Raw genomic sequence first — 16,934 nt, forward strand, 5'->3', positions numbered from 1 at the left:
ATGGCAAAACACAAACAGACAAAAAGTTTATGCGACAATTGCACGGGCATCTGCTGCAGATATATAGCTCTGCCGATTGAAACCCCGGAGACACGCAAGGATTTCGATGATATACGCTGGTACCTCTGCCATGAGAATATAAGCGTTTTCGTGGAAGACGGCGACTGGTATATCTCCATAAAGAACGCCTGCAGGCACCTTTGCCCCGAGACGTACAAATGCCTTATATACCCCAAACGACCCGATATATGCCGCCGGCACAAGGCAAAAGGCTGCGAACGGGACACAGACGAGTACGATTATGAGCTTCATTTCACCGATGATACTCAAATGGAAGAATACATAAAGATTAAGTTTGACAACAACCTCACTCCCTCAGGCAGGAAAAAAGCCGCAAGGAAGAAAAGCAAATGAAGATAAAACCGGTAAAAGGCACGCGTGATTTCTATCCCGAACAAATGCGTCTGCGCAACTGGATAACTGACGGCTGGAAATCTGCGTCCCTGAGATGCGGTTTCCAGGAATATGACGGCCCGATATTTGAATATCTGGCGATGTATCAGCAAAAGAGCGGCGACGAAATAGCTGAACAGCTCTTCTCTCTCGAAGACCGCGGCGGCAGGAATCTGGCCATCAGGCCCGAGATAACCCCCACGCTTGCCCGCATGGTAAATCAGAAAATAAACGCACTGCCGCGGCCGATAAAGTGGTTTTCCGTGCCCAGAGTCTGCCGTGCGGAGCGGCCGCAAAAGGGAAGGCTTCGGGAATTTTTCCAATGGAATATAGATATAATCGGCGTTGAAGACATTATAGCAGATGCGGAAGTCATATTCTGCGCGGTTGACTACCTGCGGTCTGCAGGTCTGACAGCCGCTGATATTGTTGCCAAAATCTCATCAAGAAAGATGCTTGCTGATATTTTTGAGAGTCTGGGGGTACCGCCGGAAAAGCACACCCCCCTTTACGCCGTGCTGGACAAGCGAGCCAAGATCAGTGACGAGGCATTTGCAGAGATGCTCGATAAGACTCTTGCCGACAAGCCGCTTGAGGCCAAAGTAACTGAACTTATGAACATTAAAACAATCAAAGAGCTCTATGAGACTATAGAGCTTACAGATGCGGCAAAATCCGCTGTTGACGAGCTCAAACGGCTCTTTGAGATGCTTGATGCGATGGGCATATCGGATTTCTGCCAATTTGATATCAGTATCGTCAGAGGCCTTGCCTATTATACAGGGCCTGTGTTTGAAATACACGATCGAGGCGGCGAGCTTAGAGCGGTTTGCGGCGGCGGGCGTTTTGATAATCTGTTAAAGGATTTCGGCGGCCCGGAAGTTCCCGCAACGGGAATGGGTATGGGCGACTGCGTACTCGAGATACTTCTGCGGGAGAAAGGATTGATAGACGATAATATGACCGGCGAGCTGGATTATTACATCGTCTGCCTCGACAGCGAGCTTATGAGCACCGCGATTTCAACGACTGCCGCGCTTCGAAGTAAAGGCTTCTCTGCGGAGATGACCTATAAACCGGCTAAGATGGGCAAACAAATGAAACAGGCTGCCGGCCTTGGAGCAAAGTACTGCATAATCCTCGGACAGGAATATCTCGAACATGGCATGGTTGGCCTAAAGAACATGAAAACAGGTGATCAGGAAGATAAAATTCTAAGTGATATTATCGACACCGAGACAAAGGCATAGAAACACCGGTTAAACAAAGCTGATATAATTAACTCAGCGGTTAAATTCTAAGGCTCCGGCATGAAGCATGATTACGATACCATAAAAAAACTGGCACTGGAATTTCGAAACGAGCGAGACTGGCAGCAGTTTCACACACCAAAAGACCTCGCCGAGGGACTTACGATAGAAGCCGCGGAACTGCTGGAAAATTTTCTTTGGAAAACGCCTGATGAATCACGCAGCCCATCTGCGAAAACAAAGAAACAGATTGAACACGAGCTCTCTGATATCCTGCTGTTTTTGATTTACCTCTGCCATGAGCTGAATATCGACCTCTTTGAGGCGGCGGCAGATAAGATCAAACACAACGCGGAGAAATATCCTGTCGAAAAGTCAAAAGGTTCCAACAAGAAATACACCGAACTCTGAAACCCGACGGCACTGAAAACTAACCGGCCTTACTCAGCGGCTTTATACCAGAAAAGATTTTTGTCTTTGATAAAACCGTTTATAAGGACTGCCAGAAGGATAACAGCCGATAAATTCATAAGCCATTTGCTGGGCATTGCCATTCCGTGATCGACGACATCTATCGACATGTTAAATGCCAGAAAATCGAGAATCACCCCAAATAACAGTGAACAGACAGCTACAGTTCCAAGATATACAAGCATAGCCGTTCTGCCCAGTGAATGGTATATTGTCGTCAATGCCGCGGCGTTCGTCGCCGGTCCGGTCATCAGAAAAACCAGCGCCGCACCAGGGCTGACACCCTTGAGTATCAAGGCTGCCGCGACCGGTACCGATGCCGCAGAGCAGACGTACATGGGGATGCCCATAACCATCATCACAAGCATCTGAACAAAACGGTTGCTGATCTTATCGGCAAACAGCGTTTCCGGAACAAAAACAGACACCAGAGCGGCGATTATCAACCCGACAATCATAGCTCCTGCAACATCTGCGGGCAGATCCAGAAAGCCGTATTTCAACGCCTTTATAAACCTGCCGGGGGTTTTATTCTCCGCTTTAGTATCGCAGCAGCCGCTATCCTCATTACCGCTGCAGCAGTCTTGAGCTGTATCACTCTCAGGCTCTGATTGCACTTCAGGGCGGCTTTTGCTCTTACTTTTGTCAAAAAACAGCATTACCGCCCCGCCGGCGATTCCGGACAGGAACGCAGTTACAGGCCGTATAATTGCATAAAACGGGCCAAGCAGTGAATATGTGATTGCAACACTGTCAACGCCGGTCTGGGGCGTAGATATGATAAACGATACACATGCACCCTTACCCGCTCCCTGTTTACGCAAAGACGCAGTAACCGGCAGTATCCCGCACGAACACAGCGGCAGAGGAACACCGAAAAGAGACGCCTTGATAACGCTCCAGATGTTATTGCCGCCAAGATGCCGGCGTACAAACTCTGTGGAAAGTACCACCGACAAAAAACCGGCTATCGCGAATCCCAGAAGCAGATACGGCGACATTTCCGCCAGTATGTCCCAGAATTCACTGATTATCGTTAAAACTTTGTTCATTGTTATTTTCCTCTTCAACAGCTAACATTACGCTGTGAACAGCATCATAAGCAGGCTTATCCGTCAAAGCCTTTAGGTATATTACTTTAGAATCGTCAGATTGTTCGGTCCATACCAGACGATCCCGTACAAGCTCCAAAAGAGCAAGGAATAAGCCTATCATGGCGGAGCGGCTGCTGTGATCCTGGAAAATATGTTCAAACGTCATGGGCCCGAGTTTTTGCAGCCGATGCAAAATATCAACCTGATAGTAATCAATCGGCGTATCATCCTGTATCTCGCTGTAGTCCTGATACCGGCCTATTGACCTCATAAGGTTGTCGAAAGTCTCAAGCAGCAGCCAGATACTGACATCATCCATATCAAGCTCCGGCTCCTGGTCATTCTTGATGTTTGAGAGAATGCTGTCAGGGCGGGGATACTTCTCCTGCTGGTCGGCCTGTCTGCTGTCAAGCAGGTTGGCGGCGTCACGGAATTTCTTGTATTCGAGAAGCTGCTTTATCAGCTCGCTCCGCGGGTCTATATCATCCCCCTCGCCATCCTCGTCGCCCATCAAAGATGTCCTGGGCAGAAGCATTGCCGACTTAATTTCCATCAGCGTAGCCGCCATCGTCAGAAACTCTCCTGCCAGCTCTATGTCAAGCCCGCTGAGCATCTCCATATACTTAAGGTACTCTTGGGTTATCTTTGATATTGGAATATCATAGACATCGACCTCTTCTTTTCTTACGAGGTAGAGCAGCAGGTCAAGCGGACCGGCAAACAGGTTATCCAGCTGTATTTTGTAGTCTGACAATTTTTCTCGTTTCTTTTGTATAAAGCGGTCTCTAAACCGCTGTTTTTTACGGGCGAAGCCCTACCGCAAGACGCGCCCGTTCCAGAGTTTTACGGGCCTGCGCGCGAGCCCGTTCGGCGCCGTCCTTCAAAACCTTGCGAAGGTAATCATGGTCCGCCGCCAGCTCCTCACGCCGCTGCCTGTACGGCCGGAAGTATTCTACCATAAGCTCGGCAAGACGCTTCTTGGCATCGCCGTAGCCCATCCCGCCGCTGCGGTATCTGGAATCCCAGTCGGCAAGCTCGGATTCATCAGCAAAAAGTTTGAGCAGGGCAAACACGTTGCATTTATCAGGGTCTTTTGGCTCTTCTACCGGAGTCGAGTCTGTCTGTATCCGCATAACCTTTTTGCGCATCTGCTTTTCCGGCTCGAATATCTGTATCGTATTGTCGTAGCTTTTGCTCATTTTTCGCCCGTCAGTCCCAGGCACCACCGCTACCGACTCGACGATATGATCCTTGGGAATAACAAACGTCTCACCATAGATATTATTGAAACGCATTGCTATATCGCGTGTTATCTCGATATGCTGCTTCTGGTCGGCTCCTACCGGAACAAGCTCACTGTCAAAGGCCAGAATATCTGCAACCTGCAGCAGGGGATAGGAAAACAAGCCGTGATTCGGCGATAACCCTTGTGCTACCTTGTCCTTATAGCTTACACACCTCTGCATGAGCCCTACCGGAGTGATGCAGGACAATATCCATTCAAGCTCGACAACCTCCGGCACATCCGACTGGCGCCAGAATACTGTCTTTTCAGGCTCAAGCCCCAAAGCCAGATAGTCCGCGGCGACACCGAACACATTTTCATGCAGCTTTTCAGGGTCGGGATTGCTGGTTAAGGCGTGATATTCAGCGATAAAATAATATGCCTCATTATCATGCTGCATCGCGAGATGCTGGCGCATTGCCCCGAAGTAGTTACCGATATGAAGTTTTCCTGACGGCTGTATCCCTGATAATATCCTCAATTTATATCTCCGTTACTTTCTTTGCTATATAATTCCGTTTGCCATTTTGGCTGATTCCACTGTATTGTAAAGCAGCATTGTTATCGTCATCGGCCCGACACCGCCGGGGACGGGGGTTATGCATGCGGCCTTTTCGCTGACTGCTTCAAAATCAACATCGCCGACAAGCCTGAAGCCTTTTTTCTTAGTCGCGTCAGCAACACGGTTTACGCCTACATCAATGACGCAAGCACCTTCTTTGACCATATCCGCCGTTATTGTATTGGGTCTGCCTACCGCGGCAATGACAATGTCGGCATTTCTGGTATGTGCGGCTATATCCTTTGTACGTGTGTGGCAGACAGTCACTGTCGCATTACCCTTGTCAGATTTCTGTATCAACAGGTTTGCAAGAGGTTTACCTACAATATTGCTGCGGCCTACGATGACAACTTCAGCGCCGCTGAGCTCTACGCCGGCACGTTTTATCATCTGGATCACGCCGTGAGGGGTGCACGGCAGAAACGCCTTCTCGCCGACCACCATCTTGCCCACATTCATCGGGTGGAAGCCGTCAACGTCCTTGGCAGGATCAATCGCCAGCAGAACACGCGCTTCATCTATGTGGTCCGGCAGAGGAAGCTGAACCAGTATGCCGTTTATCTTAGTGTCCTTGTTCATCTTATCAACAAGCGCGAGCAGCTCTTCTTCGCTGGTATCCGCCGGCAGACGGTTATCGTCCGAGAATATGCCGATATCCTCACAAGCCCGCTCTTTGGCGGTTACATAAGAAATAGACGCCGGATCCTCACCCACAAGGACCACGCCCAGACCCGGGACGATGCCCTTTTTTGAAAGCTGGGCAACCTCGGCCTTGAGCTCTTCACGTATCTGATGGGCTATCTCTTTGCCGCTGATAACTTTAGCTGTCATATTCAATACTCCTGTCTAACTTAAACATCATTGTGTATTATTATATATTTTCAAAGGCTTAATAATAACTGAATAAGCCCGCGGTTTCCAGACTTATTTGCCGGTGTTTAGCATAAAGTCTGCGACATACCCTTGTGGTGATAATTTTCTCGCGGCATATTTTTTGTTATACAAGGATTTGAACTGCGTGCGACAACATTGTAGAGCAAATTCACGAATTTGCTCCAGACGATTATGTTCATCTGCCCGCCAATTTTAAACGCATTTTTATTCATCAAACGATGTGTCTCGCAACTGCACCAAAGGTGCGAAATATCATAGCATGGGGCAACGCCCTATGTGTATAAATGGCATCCCGCCCTCCACCGCACCGCCGGCCGTTGTGAAATTTATTTTGTAGTGCGTGCGGCTTTTGGTCTGTTTGATAGGTAAATTCGTATCTGCGATCAGAATCCGAATAACACATGAGATTCACCATCTTAAGTCATTAGATCACAATTATTTACAAAACAAAGAGACTTAACCCCGTTTCGTTTCTTTTGAGTTGCAATGATCGCCACTGATACCCGCGCAGCTTATTATGAAAATTATGATAGTTTGAATTTCGCTGTTGTCTGCTGAGCCCGGCAATAATTTCATATAGACAATCGGTGAAATCTGTCTCGCAAAAACTAACAAATGCAAGCAAGATGCTTGCAAAAAAGAGATTAATATTGATAATTCATACCGGGAATAATATAATGCAACAGTGGTTGTAATAGTCATTTTTATGAAAGAACATTAACAGGATAATACGATATGATGAGCGTTCGGATTTTACTACTATCACTATTTATGTTTCCAATACTTTTTGCAAGCGGTTGTGCAAAAGAACTTTCCAAAACATCAAACATTTCAATAAAACGATCCAACCACAGTCATGTTTTATATTCACGCATGAAGCGATATAAAGGGGTTACGATACCAGATGTGATACAAAACATGAATCGAACCTATCGGATTATTTCATCTGTTGAATTATCACCTGAATTTGACATTCATGTTGAAACTGATCCGTACAAAATAACAGGTGCTTTTGAAGAGTCATTTTGTCTTTCAATAACAAAAGATATTCGAGTGATACCGGTTTATGTTATTTCAAAAAAAGATAGCTTGGCTGAAGAATTCACGGTTTCTACTGTTGCTGACCAACGCCCCAGTTTTAGAATGCATCCAGTTGAGATGTGTAAACATTTTTATCATCTTGATACTTATTTAGATTTATTCAAACCATACGAACCGGCTCACTATCAGTTCACAAATTATACACTTTCGGATTTTACGTTTTGGCTGGAACAACATCTCCATTGTATTATTGTAGATGAAACATGCCTTACAGGAGCTTACGATTTTGAACTTGTTACTGATAAGAAGAAGGGTGTCTCACTGATAGATAGCTTATCGGGGTTGGGATTTGATATAACCAGAGAAGAAAGAACTGTCGAAGCAATATACATAGATCAAATACAGGGTTGTCTTCCTTCTATGAAATTTAAACATGTTGATACCGAATATCTTATATATCCGGCATGGGAAAAATAACATTGCATTTCGTGATCGGCAGTTGTTAAGAAATACTTAACAACTGAATTCCCATCTAAGCCACCTTCATTTAAGATGTTATATGTATGCATACTTATATCAGGGACAGAGGTGTCAAAAAGTTCTGCAATCTGTGCCTGGCTGAGCCCTCTTTCAAAGCAGTGTCGCGCTGACACTTGCCGCCGCACTCCAGAAAAAAATGTCACAGATATTTTTTCTACAGCCAGCCGCCGCCGAGGAGTTTGAAAGCGTTTTCTTCGGGGAGGTAAACCGCGCAGGCCTGGCCGGGGGTAACTGCTGAGGCGGGCTGTTCAAAACGTACCAGTACATCCTTGTCCTCTACGATGATATCCGCCCACTGGCCGCGATGGTTGTATCGTATCTTGACAAACGCCCTGAATTCCTCCGCCGGCGGCACCAGCAGCCAGTTAAAATCCCGCACCGTTGCGACCTTCTGCATCAAATCCTCTTTTGAGCCCAGGACGACCTTATTAGAATGCGGCTCAAGCCTGACTACATACGCCGGCTCTCCAAGCGCGATTCCGAGCCCCCTTCTCTGGCCGATAGTATATTTATAAATACCCTCATGCCTTCCAAGAGCCGCCCCGTCAGTATCAACGATAAGCCCCTCTTTTTTTAATTCCGGGCAGAGCTTCTCCAGCATCGCCGGATAATCATCATCGGGCACAAAACATATTTCCTGTGAATCCGCCTTGTCGTGTATCGGCAGTTTAAGCTCGCGAGCCATATCCCTGACTCTGTCCTTTGTGAACTGCCCGACGGGAAAAATAACTCTTTGTAAATTTTCCGGTTCCACCATACAAAGAATATAAGACTGATCTTTAGCAGTATTCTTTGCGGTCAAAACCTCGCTGCCGCTGTCTGTGTGTCTGAGGCGAATATAATGCCCTGTAGCAAAGGCATCAGCCCCCCTTTGGCGGGCAAGTTCTATGAGTTTGCCGAATTTGATATGCCTGTTGCAATAGACACATGGATTTGGAGTGCGGGCGTTTTTGTATTCCTCTACGAAATACCGTATCACCGTCTCGGCAAATGTGCTGCGAAGATCAACCGCCTCCAGCTCAATGCCCAGGGCAGCCGCGACCCGGCGGGCATCGGATAGGTCCTGTTCAAAATCGTCATGGGTGATCATGTAAATCCCCGAGACGGCAAACCCCTGCTTTTGCAGCAGAGCCGCCGCGACAGAGCTGTCCACACCGCCGCTCATGGCGACCAGCACACTCGAGGTGGACGGTTCTATGTCTCTGGGAATATCCATAGGTTTGAAAAAAATAAGCAGGGCACGCATCATACCGCGGCCCTGCATTCTTAATTCCTAATTCTACATTCTTAATTCTTAATTCTCTCAGCCACCATGTCGCCGACCTCGGTGGTTGAGTAGCCCATCTGCGCCGCGGCCATGCTCTTGAGCTTGTTAGCCGTTGCCCAGCGTACCGCATTTTCAATCGCCTCTGCCGCCTCTGTCTCTCCGAGTGTCTGAATCATCATCGCTCCAGAAAGAATCGCCGCCAACGGGTTGATCTGGTTAAGCCCTGTAAACGAAGGCGCTGTCCCGCCGATCGGCTCGAACATGCTCACGCCCTCGGGGTTGATATTGCCGCCGGCCGCGATGCCGAGACCGCCCTGCGTGATTGCTCCCAGGTCTGTTATAATATCGCCGAACATGTTGCCGGTTACTACAATATCAAACATCTCGGGGCATTGAATCATGTAAATGCACGCCGCGTCAACATGGCAGTACGCACGTTTAATATCCGGATATTCCGCATCGCCGATTTCGTTGAAAGCACGTTCCCACAGGCCCCAGACATAGGTCAGCACGTTTGTCTTGCCGACAAGGGTCAGGGTGTTATCCTCACCCGCGCCGCGGGCCTTTTTGCCGTATTTGCGGGCATAATCAAACGCAAACCGCAGACAGCGTTCTACCTGAAAACGCGTATATACATTGCTCTGAACGGCTACCTCATTGGCTGTACCCATCTGCGAGTTTCCGCCGACGCCGGTATAAACCCCGCCGGTATTCTCACGGACTACAACATAATCAATCTCTTTGGGGCCTTTGCCCTTAATCGGTGTCTCAACTCCGGGGAACAGTTTCACCGGACGCAGGTTTATATACTGATCGAGACCGAAGCGCGCCTTTAGAAGCACTCCCTTTTCGAGGATCCCCGGTTTAATATCCGGATGCCCGATCGCGCCGAGCAGGATCGAATCGTAACCGCGAAGCTCTTCGAGTGTCTCGTCTGAGAGCGTCTCGCCGGTTTTCAGGTAGCGGGTGCCGCCCAGGTCATATTCTGTCTTTTCGAACTTGAAGCCGAACTTATCCTCTGCCGCGTTAAGTACCTTTACCGCCTCGGCTGTTACTTCCGGCCCGGTTCCGTCGCCGGGGATTACTGCTATTTTGTATGTGTTCATGTGGGATATTCTCCAGTTTGTAATAAAATTGTTAGAATTCAGGAGTTTGCGGCCAGAGCCTTATGATACGATGAAATCAGTTTTGCGATTTCTTCGGACTGCTGTGTCAGGGCAAATAATTCAGCCTTAGGATATGTCTCGGTCGCTTTATAAACCTCAATAACAAATCCATGAGCTTTTTGCCAGACGATCAGTTCCTGAAATGTTTTTGCCGGCTCACGCATCTAAATCCTGCATTCTAAATTCTATATTCTATATTCTGAATTCTGTATTCTGTATTCTGTATTCTAATTTCTATCATTTCTTCGCTATGTGATCCAAGAGCCCGCCGTCTTCTATAATCTTCAGGGCGAAATCAGGCAGCGGCTTGAACTCTATTTCTTTGTCCTGCGTATTGCTCTTTATTATGCCGGCTTTGAAATCAATATCGATATCATCGCCGTCATTTATCACCTTGTTGGCATCGGGAAGCTCTATTGGATAGAAGCCGCAGTCGATGCAGTTGCGGTAGAAAATCCGTGCAAATGAATTTGCGATAACCGCCGAGAGCTTCGCCCCCTGTATCGCCCAGACCGCGTGTTCGCGGCTGGAGCCGCAGCCGAAATCCTCGCCGCAGACCACGACATCGCCGGCTTTTGCCTTTTTCATGAAATCAGGATCAAGGTCTTCCATGCAGTGCGATGCGAGCTCTTCAACATTGTCAGTATTTAAATACCTTGCGGGAATTATCTCATCGGTATTTACATTATCACGCTGATAAACATGTGCTATTGCCATATTGTTTTGTCCTTTATATAAAATTTTTCTGTTCGATTCCGAAAATCAGGGCGGGTTACCACCTGAGAACCGCTCCGGTATCGGCACTTGTTGCCATCGCGGCATATTTGGCAAGATATCCGTCCTTTATCCTCGGCTCGGGCTTTTTCCAGTTCTTTTTACGCTCGGCGAATTCTGCTTCGCTGAGCTTAACCTCGATCCTGTTGGCGAGGATATCTATGTCTATGATGTCGCCTTCTTTTACAAGGCCGATCGGTCCGCCGACCGCTGCCTCGGGGCTGACATGCCCTATACATGCGCCGCGTGTGCCGCCGCTGAAACGCCCGTCGGTGATCAGTGCCACGCTGTCACCGAGACCGGCACCCATGATATAGCTGGTCGGGCTTAGCATTTCCTGCATTCCCGGTCCGCCCTTGGGGCCTTCATAGCGTATAACAACCACATCGCCGGCCTTGACCTTGCCCGCCAGGATGCCGTCGCAGGCTTCTTCCTGGCTCTCGAAGATAACCGCAGGCCCGCTGTGTGTGAGCATAGACTTGGAAACGCCGGCTGTCTTAACAACGCAGCCGTCAGGTGCGAGATTGCCGCGGAGAATACTCAAACCGCCGGTCTTTGTGTAGGCGTTCTCAAGCGTGTGGATGCACTCGGTGTTTTTTATCTGGGCATCGGCGATATTTTCTCCGAGGCTCTTGCCGGTAACCGTCGGCCGCGACATATCGAGCAGTTCTGTCTTGCTGATTTCTTTGAGGATAGCGCTGATGCCGCCGGCTTCATTCACATCCTGCATGTGCCAGTGGCTCGAAGGCGAAACCTTGCAGATATTCGGGCATTTCTGGCTTATCTCGTTTATATTGTTGAGATTGTATTCGATTCCCGCCTCGTTGGCAACGGCAAGTGCGTGCAGAACGGTATTTGTTGAGCCGCCCATCGCCATATCCAGAACAAAGGCATTGTCTATGTTCTTTGAGTTGAGGATATCCAGAGGTTTCAGGTCCATTTCAACGAGTTTGAGTATCTGGGCTCCGGCTCTTTTGTATAGATCCTGGCGTTTCGGGTCAACTGCCGGTATTGTGCCGTTGCCAGGCAGTGCTATTCCGATCGCCTCACACAGACAGTTCATCGAATTGGCGGTGAACATACCCGAACAGCTGCCGACAGTCGGGCAGCCCGTGCATTCGAGCTCATCAAGTTTTTCCTGGTCTATCTTGCCGGCGTTGAACTCTGCAACGCCTTCAAATATGCTTATCAGGTCAACATCCTTGCCGTCTTTGCTCTTGCCCGCCATCATCGGGCCGCCCGAGACAAATACTGTCGGGATATTAACCCGCATCGCCCCCATAAGCATCCCGGGAACGACCTTGTCGCAGTTAGGAATACATACCATACCGTCAAAGCAATGCGCCCTGCACATCGTTTCAACCGAATCTGCGATAATCTCCCTTGAAGCAAGGGAATACTTCATACCGGTATGCCCCATGGCTATACCGTCGCAAACGGCGATTGTATTGAACTCAAACGGCACACCGCCGGCGTCACGTATCGCCTGCTTGACGACCTCTGCCACCTTGTTTAGATGGGCATGGCCGGGAACTATCTCGCAAAAACTGTTCGCTACCGCAATAAACGGCTTATCGATCTGGCTTTTATCTATACCGCAAGCCGAAAGAAGCCCTCTGTGAGGAGCCTTTTGGAAGCCGCTCTTAATCATATCACTGTTCATGTTTATATCTCCAATACATAAATAAAAATTAACAAAATCCAAATTATACCGTTAAATCAGTCATTTGCAACGGCTAATGTGTGCGATGTTTTTTGTTTTGAGCGTTTGTTTTTCTGCCGCGTGCTTAAATATATTAAATCATATTTTGCATAAACTTATCTATGTGATATAATTATGATTTTGAGATTATGGCTCAAGCGGTTTTATCGCTGGAAAGCCCCGAAATATAACTATATTACAGCAGAAAATTATGCAGCCTGAAATAAGACGATATCTGACAAACATTGACACAGTATCGACACAGCAGTTTTTCACAGACGTGCTGGTAGTAGGTGCCGGCGTATCGGGACTTAGAGCGGCAATAGAAGCATCTGAAAAGTGCAGTGTTACCCTTGTCTGCAAGGATACCCTTGAAAAAAGCAACAGCTGGCTCGCGCAGGGCGGTATCGCATCAGTCCTTGACAAAGACGACAGTCTCGAGTCGCATTACGAAGATACAATCCGCACCGGATGCGGCTTATGTAACAATGAGACAGTCCGGCTGGTCGTGCAAAATGGGCCAAAACTGGTTCACGAGCTCAAAGACTGGGGAACAGAATTCGACATGGTCGGCGACAAATTCGCCGCGACGCTGGAAGGCGGACACTCCTTTGCCCGTATCGCCCACTCTCACGGCGACTCCACCGGCAGGGGCATAACCGAGGCTCTTATACGTAAAGCCCGTGGAATAAAGAACATAAATATAATTGAGGAATTTTTCACAATAGACCTTATAACCGATCAGGACAAAAACTGTCTGGGCATAATCGGCTATAACAGCAAACTTGGCACAGAGATAATCTGGGGCGGCTCGACAATTCTCGCAACCGGCGGAGCAGGAAGACTTTATCGCGAAACAACAAACCCCAGAGTTGCGACAGCCGACGGACTAGCTATGGCATACAGGGCAGGCGCGGTACTTGCAGACCTCGAAATGATGCAGTTTCACCCGACAACTCTTTACATTGCCGGCGCATCAAGGGCACTCATTACAGAAGCACTAAGAGGAGAAGGCGCGATACTTATAGACTGCAACGGCGATAGATTCATGTCCGATTATAATCCTGCCGGCGAGTTGGCGCCCAGAGACATTGTCAGCCAGTCAATTCTATCACAGATGCTCAAAACTAATTCCACGCACGTTTATCTCGATGTGCGGCATTTTAAAGAAGGTTTTTTCCAAAAACGCTTCCCATATATATACGAACTGTGCAAAGATTTTGATATTGATGTCCGCAAGGACCTTATACCAGTTCGCCCCAGCGCCCACTACATGATCGGCGGCATAAAAACAGACCTTCAGGCCAGAACAAATATTAAGGGCCTTTTCGCGGTTGGAGAGGCCGCGGCTACCGGCCTGCACGGCGCAAACAGGCTTGCCAGCAACTCACTTGTAGAGGGTCTCGTATTCGGACAGATAGCGGGGAAAAACGCAGCCTCGGACATTGATTCAGCAGGCATTGAAGCAAAACGCACCAGAGTGAACTATCATGTGCCGGTATCACAGCGAACTGTTCTGGACACGGCAGATGTAAGAAACTCGCTGCGTGCGCTGATGTGGAGAAATATCGGCATAACACGCCACGAAAAGGCACTGCAGGAAGCCCGGGAAATAATACTTTTCTGGCAGCGTTATGTCATGGACAAGGTTTTTGATGACTACGAGGGCTGGGAATGCCAGAACATGCTTACAGTCGCGATGCTTATGGCAGAATCCGCCCAAAAACGCAAAGAAAGCCGCGGCGTCCATTATCGCAGAGATTATCCCGAGAAAAAAGAAGATTTTGCTTTTCACATAGAAACCTGTATGGTTTAATGTTTATAAGCAGATTTAGTATATGAATCAGGTTTAGCTGATTTTGAAAAATTTATAACATTAATATTTTAAAATAGTTTAGCGGAGGCATTATGTACCGTAAAGCATTGAGTGCAATGACAGTTTTGTTTGCAGTAAGTCTATTAGCAACATCAGGTTGCAGCAAATCATATATGGATCTGGATTACCAGAGCCAGGATCTGAGTTACAGGGTTACCCAGGAAGTCGCCAAAGAGGTTATCTTTGAGCAGCCATCTATTGACAAGTCCAAGACCGATACAGTAAAGACTGTAGTGGAAATGGAATACACACAATCTCCGCTTGGCTTCTCTGATGAGACAGCGGCAACCCTGCTTGATATCACCGTTACAGACCTCAAATATTTCAGCCAGGGCAAAAACGGCGTAAACACGGACTTTGATTATTCCCGCGGCCAGGACAAAAACAAACCTCTTGCGGCAATTGTCGGCCAGTCCTACAAGATTGAGGTTGCCCCTGACGGCTCTGTCAGCGTGGTTGACGCGACAGACGCAAGAAAAGCCTGTACTGCACGCGAGCTCAAGGCGCTTCTCAGCGACGATAGCATCATCGCCAGACACAAGAGCTACTACTACAAGGGAGCGACCCAGCTCAAAAAAGGTGCGGCATGGAGCACTGTAGTAGCTTCACCCAAAGGCTCACTCGACCAGAAAAACTTCGAAAAAGTCTACACTGTTAACGAAATCGTAAAAAACGGCGACAAGAAAATCGCTCACGTGAACATGTCTGCCAATGTTACAAACAAAGAGCCTGAAAACGGCGAAGATACTGACGGCGCTGCCCAGGGCATGGGGTTCATGGCAGGCATATTTGACAACACCAACATCTACACCGGGAACCTGGTTTTTGACACAACAGAGGGCGTTCCGGTTTTATACGATGAGACACTGGTTGCAGAATACGTAGCCGCCGAAGAACCGCGAACAGGCGACAAGACTAAAGGCCCGGATGTGCTGACCATGCGGTTCACCAACATCTATAAGCTGGAAATGGTTAAATAGTTATAAATGACCCATTATACAGAAAACTTGGATTTAATGAGAAAGGCCGATAAATTGAAACGCTCTATCATATTCATAGCGGCGGGGCTGATTCTGGCGGTTCTTGCCGGCTGCAGCGAGCCCTACAGCACACCAAATAAGGTTATGGGGCTTAATTTCGAGATGAACAAGCCGCTCAAATACAGGTTTGTCTCATCAAGAAACGTAGATCTGACACTCAGCGATCAGAAACAAAAAGATACAAAAGAAATGACAGAACAGCTAGAGATGGTGATATCCTACACCCCGATAGAAGAAGATATCTACGGCGACATTACCGTAAAAGCCGTCTGTGAGTCATCAAAAGTCACAAAGGGCAGCTTCTCCGGTTCACGCCAGCCGGGCAAAGACATCACTGAATCTCTTGCGGGCAGAGAGTGGACCTTTAAGGTAAACTCGCTGGGACAAATAAGGAACTTTAAAGGCTTAAACAAGCTGGTAGAGGAACTCGGCGCGGCAACTATTACAAAACAGGCAACCAGAAATGTAAAAGACCCTGATATGATATGGGACTTTGTCAATACCCAGTGGTTCATCTGGGATCCTATCGCCGGCCAGGCAGATGCCGGCAAAGATATTACCCCCGGTGCCACCTGGAAGTCAACCCAGATTATACCATTTGCAAAACTTGTACCCGCTGAAAGAAGAATACATTACACATACGCTCAGGCTGACGAAGAAGCAGATAATATCAAAATATCCGGCGTGATAGAGAAACTCCCTGTAAAATTTGATGATAACAAACAACCCATGCCGGAGGTTACGACCCTGCCCAAGCCTTACAAGGTGCCTCACCAGATGAGGGGAATGTTCGGCTTCCTGACCAACTACAGAGTTGATTCTCTCCAGGGCAGCCTCGAGGCTGTTTATGATGCCCAATCAGCGGTTCTGCGCAGCTGCCGACAGGAATACGACATGAAGATGACAGCCTCATTTATGCTGCCCCTTGGCGACTCTGTACCGAAACTGGACGTAAAACAGATTATCAAGATGGAGCTGATTGAATAGCACTCTTATGACTTTGCAGAAGAACAACATCTGGGCGCCCTGGCGAATGGCGTATATCAAGGATATAGAAAAAAGCGATGAATGTTTTTTATGTGCGGCCAGAGAAGACCGTGGGGACGACAGAGAAAAATATGTACTTTGGCGGACTGAACTAAGCATAGTGGTATTCAACAGGTTTCCGTATAACAACGGACATCTTCTGATAGCACCAAAACGCCATATACCCGACCTGGAAACGGCTGCTGTTGAAGAAATCTTCGATATCGCAACTCTTGCACGGGATACGCAGATTATCCTTAAAAAAGCAATAAGCCCACAGGGCTTTAACGTCGGCTTAAATATCGGCAGATGCGCCGGCGCCGGACTGCCGGGACACCTGCATATGCACATCGTACCCAGATGGGACGGAGACACGGGTTTTATGTCCACATGCAGTGAAGTGGAGGTTATCAGCCAGTCAATGGACGAGCTCTACGATATGCTTATCGAGCTCAGCGGCGAAATGAATCTTCCTTCGAAAAAGTGCAAATAA

At 48.0% G+C, this 16,934-nt stretch carries 17 protein-coding genes; 8 read left to right on the forward strand and 9 right to left on the reverse strand.

What is annotated here, in order from left to right; genetic code table 11:
* The 3 genes from SMSP2_RS04860 to SMSP2_RS04870 are packed head-to-tail and all read left to right on the forward strand — an operon-like array spanning position 1 to position 2,114.
* Entirely contained in the window at positions 1-414 is a 414-nt protein-coding gene (locus tag SMSP2_RS04860) for a YkgJ family cysteine cluster protein (protein WP_146682880.1), read from the forward strand.
* The gene (gene hisS / locus SMSP2_RS04865; RefSeq protein WP_146682881.1) at positions 411-1,703 is read left to right on the forward strand and encodes a histidine--tRNA ligase; all 1,293 of its coding nucleotides are present in this window, start codon (positions 411-413) and stop codon (positions 1,701-1,703) included. Before SMSP2_RS04860 ends, hisS begins: the two co-directional genes overlap by 4 nt.
* A 60-nt stretch (positions 1,704-1,763) precedes the next feature.
* Positions 1,764-2,114 carry a nucleotide pyrophosphohydrolase gene (locus SMSP2_RS04870; protein WP_146682882.1) on the forward strand — a complete coding sequence of 117 codons (351 nt, stop codon included), beginning with the start codon at positions 1,764-1,766 and terminating at the stop codon, positions 2,112-2,114.
* A 29-nt stretch (positions 2,115-2,143) separates the two neighbouring features.
* Here the strand turns inward: SMSP2_RS04870 and SMSP2_RS04875 are convergent, their stop codons facing one another.
* The 4 genes from SMSP2_RS04875 to folD are packed head-to-tail and all read right to left on the reverse strand — an operon-like array spanning position 2,144 to position 5,946.
* On the reverse strand, positions 2,144-3,226 hold the full coding sequence (locus tag SMSP2_RS04875; protein ID WP_146682883.1) for an SO_0444 family Cu/Zn efflux transporter: 1,083 nt from the start codon (positions 3,224-3,226) through the stop codon (positions 2,144-2,146).
* On the reverse strand, positions 3,198-4,022 hold the full coding sequence (locus SMSP2_RS04880) for a segregation and condensation protein A (RefSeq protein ID WP_186804875.1): 825 nt from the start codon (positions 4,020-4,022) through the stop codon (positions 3,198-3,200). Before SMSP2_RS04880 ends, SMSP2_RS04875 begins: the two co-directional genes overlap by 29 nt.
* 46 nt (positions 4,023-4,068) lie before the next feature.
* Positions 4,069-5,034, reverse strand: a complete 966-nt coding sequence (gene trpS, locus SMSP2_RS04885; RefSeq protein ID WP_146682885.1) for a tryptophan--tRNA ligase — start codon at positions 5,032-5,034, stop codon at positions 4,069-4,071.
* Between the two features lie 24 nt (positions 5,035-5,058).
* Positions 5,059-5,946, reverse strand: a complete 888-nt coding sequence (gene folD, locus SMSP2_RS04890) for a bifunctional methylenetetrahydrofolate dehydrogenase/methenyltetrahydrofolate cyclohydrolase FolD (RefSeq protein ID WP_146682886.1) — start codon at positions 5,944-5,946, stop codon at positions 5,059-5,061.
* A gap of 798 nt (positions 5,947-6,744) precedes the next feature.
* Between folD and SMSP2_RS04895 the strand changes: the two genes are divergently transcribed.
* Positions 6,745-7,527 (forward strand): DUF3738 domain-containing protein, encoded by a 783-nt coding sequence (locus SMSP2_RS04895; RefSeq protein ID WP_146682887.1) that lies wholly within the window; start codon positions 6,745-6,747, stop codon positions 7,525-7,527.
* Between the two features lie 217 nt (positions 7,528-7,744).
* Here SMSP2_RS04895 and mnmA read toward each other — a convergent pair whose 3' ends face one another.
* From mnmA to ilvD, 5 genes are all read right to left on the reverse strand, one after another.
* Positions 7,745-8,854 (reverse strand): tRNA 2-thiouridine(34) synthase MnmA, encoded by a 1,110-nt coding sequence (gene mnmA / locus SMSP2_RS04905; RefSeq protein WP_146682888.1) that lies wholly within the window; start codon positions 8,852-8,854, stop codon positions 7,745-7,747.
* A 23-nt stretch (positions 8,855-8,877) separates the two neighbouring features.
* Positions 8,878-9,963 carry a 3-isopropylmalate dehydrogenase gene (locus SMSP2_RS04910; RefSeq protein ID WP_146682889.1) on the reverse strand — a complete coding sequence of 362 codons (1,086 nt, stop codon included), beginning with the start codon at positions 9,961-9,963 and terminating at the stop codon, positions 8,878-8,880.
* A 38-nt stretch (positions 9,964-10,001) separates the two neighbouring features.
* The gene (locus SMSP2_RS04915) at positions 10,002-10,187 is read right to left on the reverse strand and encodes a four helix bundle protein (protein ID WP_146682890.1); all 186 of its coding nucleotides are present in this window, start codon (positions 10,185-10,187) and stop codon (positions 10,002-10,004) included.
* Between the two features lie 73 nt (positions 10,188-10,260).
* Positions 10,261-10,740, reverse strand: a complete 480-nt coding sequence (locus SMSP2_RS04920) for a LeuD/DmdB family oxidoreductase small subunit (RefSeq protein WP_146682891.1) — start codon at positions 10,738-10,740, stop codon at positions 10,261-10,263.
* Positions 10,741-10,795: 55 nt separating this feature from the next.
* Positions 10,796-12,460, reverse strand: coding sequence for a dihydroxy-acid dehydratase (gene ilvD, locus SMSP2_RS04925; RefSeq protein WP_146682892.1), 1,665 nt, complete (start codon positions 12,458-12,460; stop codon positions 10,796-10,798).
* A gap of 250 nt (positions 12,461-12,710) precedes the next feature.
* On the opposite strand from ilvD, the gene nadB reads away from it, so the two are divergent.
* The 4 genes from nadB (at position 12,711) to SMSP2_RS04945 (ending at position 16,934) form a co-directional block, all read left to right on the forward strand.
* The gene (gene nadB / locus SMSP2_RS04930; RefSeq protein WP_146682893.1) at positions 12,711-14,315 is read left to right on the forward strand and encodes an L-aspartate oxidase; all 1,605 of its coding nucleotides are present in this window, start codon (positions 12,711-12,713) and stop codon (positions 14,313-14,315) included.
* 92 nt (positions 14,316-14,407) lie between these two features.
* On the forward strand, positions 14,408-15,355 hold the full coding sequence (locus SMSP2_RS04935) for a hypothetical protein (protein ID WP_146682894.1): 948 nt from the start codon (positions 14,408-14,410) through the stop codon (positions 15,353-15,355).
* A gap of 36 nt (positions 15,356-15,391) precedes the next feature.
* Entirely contained in the window at positions 15,392-16,402 is a 1,011-nt protein-coding gene (locus SMSP2_RS04940; RefSeq protein ID WP_146682895.1) for a hypothetical protein, read from the forward strand.
* Positions 16,395-16,934, forward strand: a complete 540-nt coding sequence (locus tag SMSP2_RS04945; protein ID WP_222566407.1) for an HIT family protein — start codon at positions 16,395-16,397, stop codon at positions 16,932-16,934. Before SMSP2_RS04940 ends, SMSP2_RS04945 begins: the two co-directional genes overlap by 8 nt.

Origin of the sequence: Limihaloglobus sulfuriphilus (assembly GCF_001999965.1) — a bacterium.
Classification (GTDB): Bacteria; Planctomycetota; Phycisphaerae; order Sedimentisphaerales; family Sedimentisphaeraceae; genus Limihaloglobus; species Limihaloglobus sulfuriphilus.

Coding starts and splice junctions, on each gene's coding strand:
- SMSP2_RS04860 (WP_146682880.1), top strand. CDS start 1: ATGGCAAAACACAAACAGACAAAAAGTTTATGCGACAATTGCACGGGC.
- hisS (WP_146682881.1), top strand. CDS start 411: ATGAAGATAAAACCGGTAAAAGGCACGCGTGATTTCTATCCCGAACAA.
- SMSP2_RS04870 (WP_146682882.1), top strand. CDS start 1,764: ATGAAGCATGATTACGATACCATAAAAAAACTGGCACTGGAATTTCGA.
- SMSP2_RS04875 (WP_146682883.1), bottom strand. CDS start 3,226: ATGAACAAAGTTTTAACGATAATCAGTGAATTCTGGGACATACTGGCG.
- folD (WP_146682886.1), bottom strand. CDS start 5,946: ATGACAGCTAAAGTTATCAGCGGCAAAGAGATAGCCCATCAGATACGT.
- SMSP2_RS04895 (WP_146682887.1), top strand. CDS start 6,745: ATGATGAGCGTTCGGATTTTACTACTATCACTATTTATGTTTCCAATA.
- mnmA (WP_146682888.1), bottom strand. CDS start 8,854: ATGCAGGGCCGCGGTATGATGCGTGCCCTGCTTATTTTTTTCAAACCT.
- SMSP2_RS04910 (WP_146682889.1), bottom strand. CDS start 9,963: ATGAACACATACAAAATAGCAGTAATCCCCGGCGACGGAACCGGGCCG.
- SMSP2_RS04915 (WP_146682890.1), bottom strand. CDS start 10,187: ATGCGTGAGCCGGCAAAAACATTTCAGGAACTGATCGTCTGGCAAAAA.
- SMSP2_RS04920 (WP_146682891.1), bottom strand. CDS start 10,740: ATGGCAATAGCACATGTTTATCAGCGTGATAATGTAAATACCGATGAG.
- ilvD (WP_146682892.1), bottom strand. CDS start 12,460: ATGAACAGTGATATGATTAAGAGCGGCTTCCAAAAGGCTCCTCACAGA.
- nadB (WP_146682893.1), top strand. CDS start 12,711: ATGCAGCCTGAAATAAGACGATATCTGACAAACATTGACACAGTATCG.
- SMSP2_RS04935 (WP_146682894.1), top strand. CDS start 14,408: ATGTACCGTAAAGCATTGAGTGCAATGACAGTTTTGTTTGCAGTAAGT.
- SMSP2_RS04940 (WP_146682895.1), top strand. CDS start 15,392: ATGAGAAAGGCCGATAAATTGAAACGCTCTATCATATTCATAGCGGCG.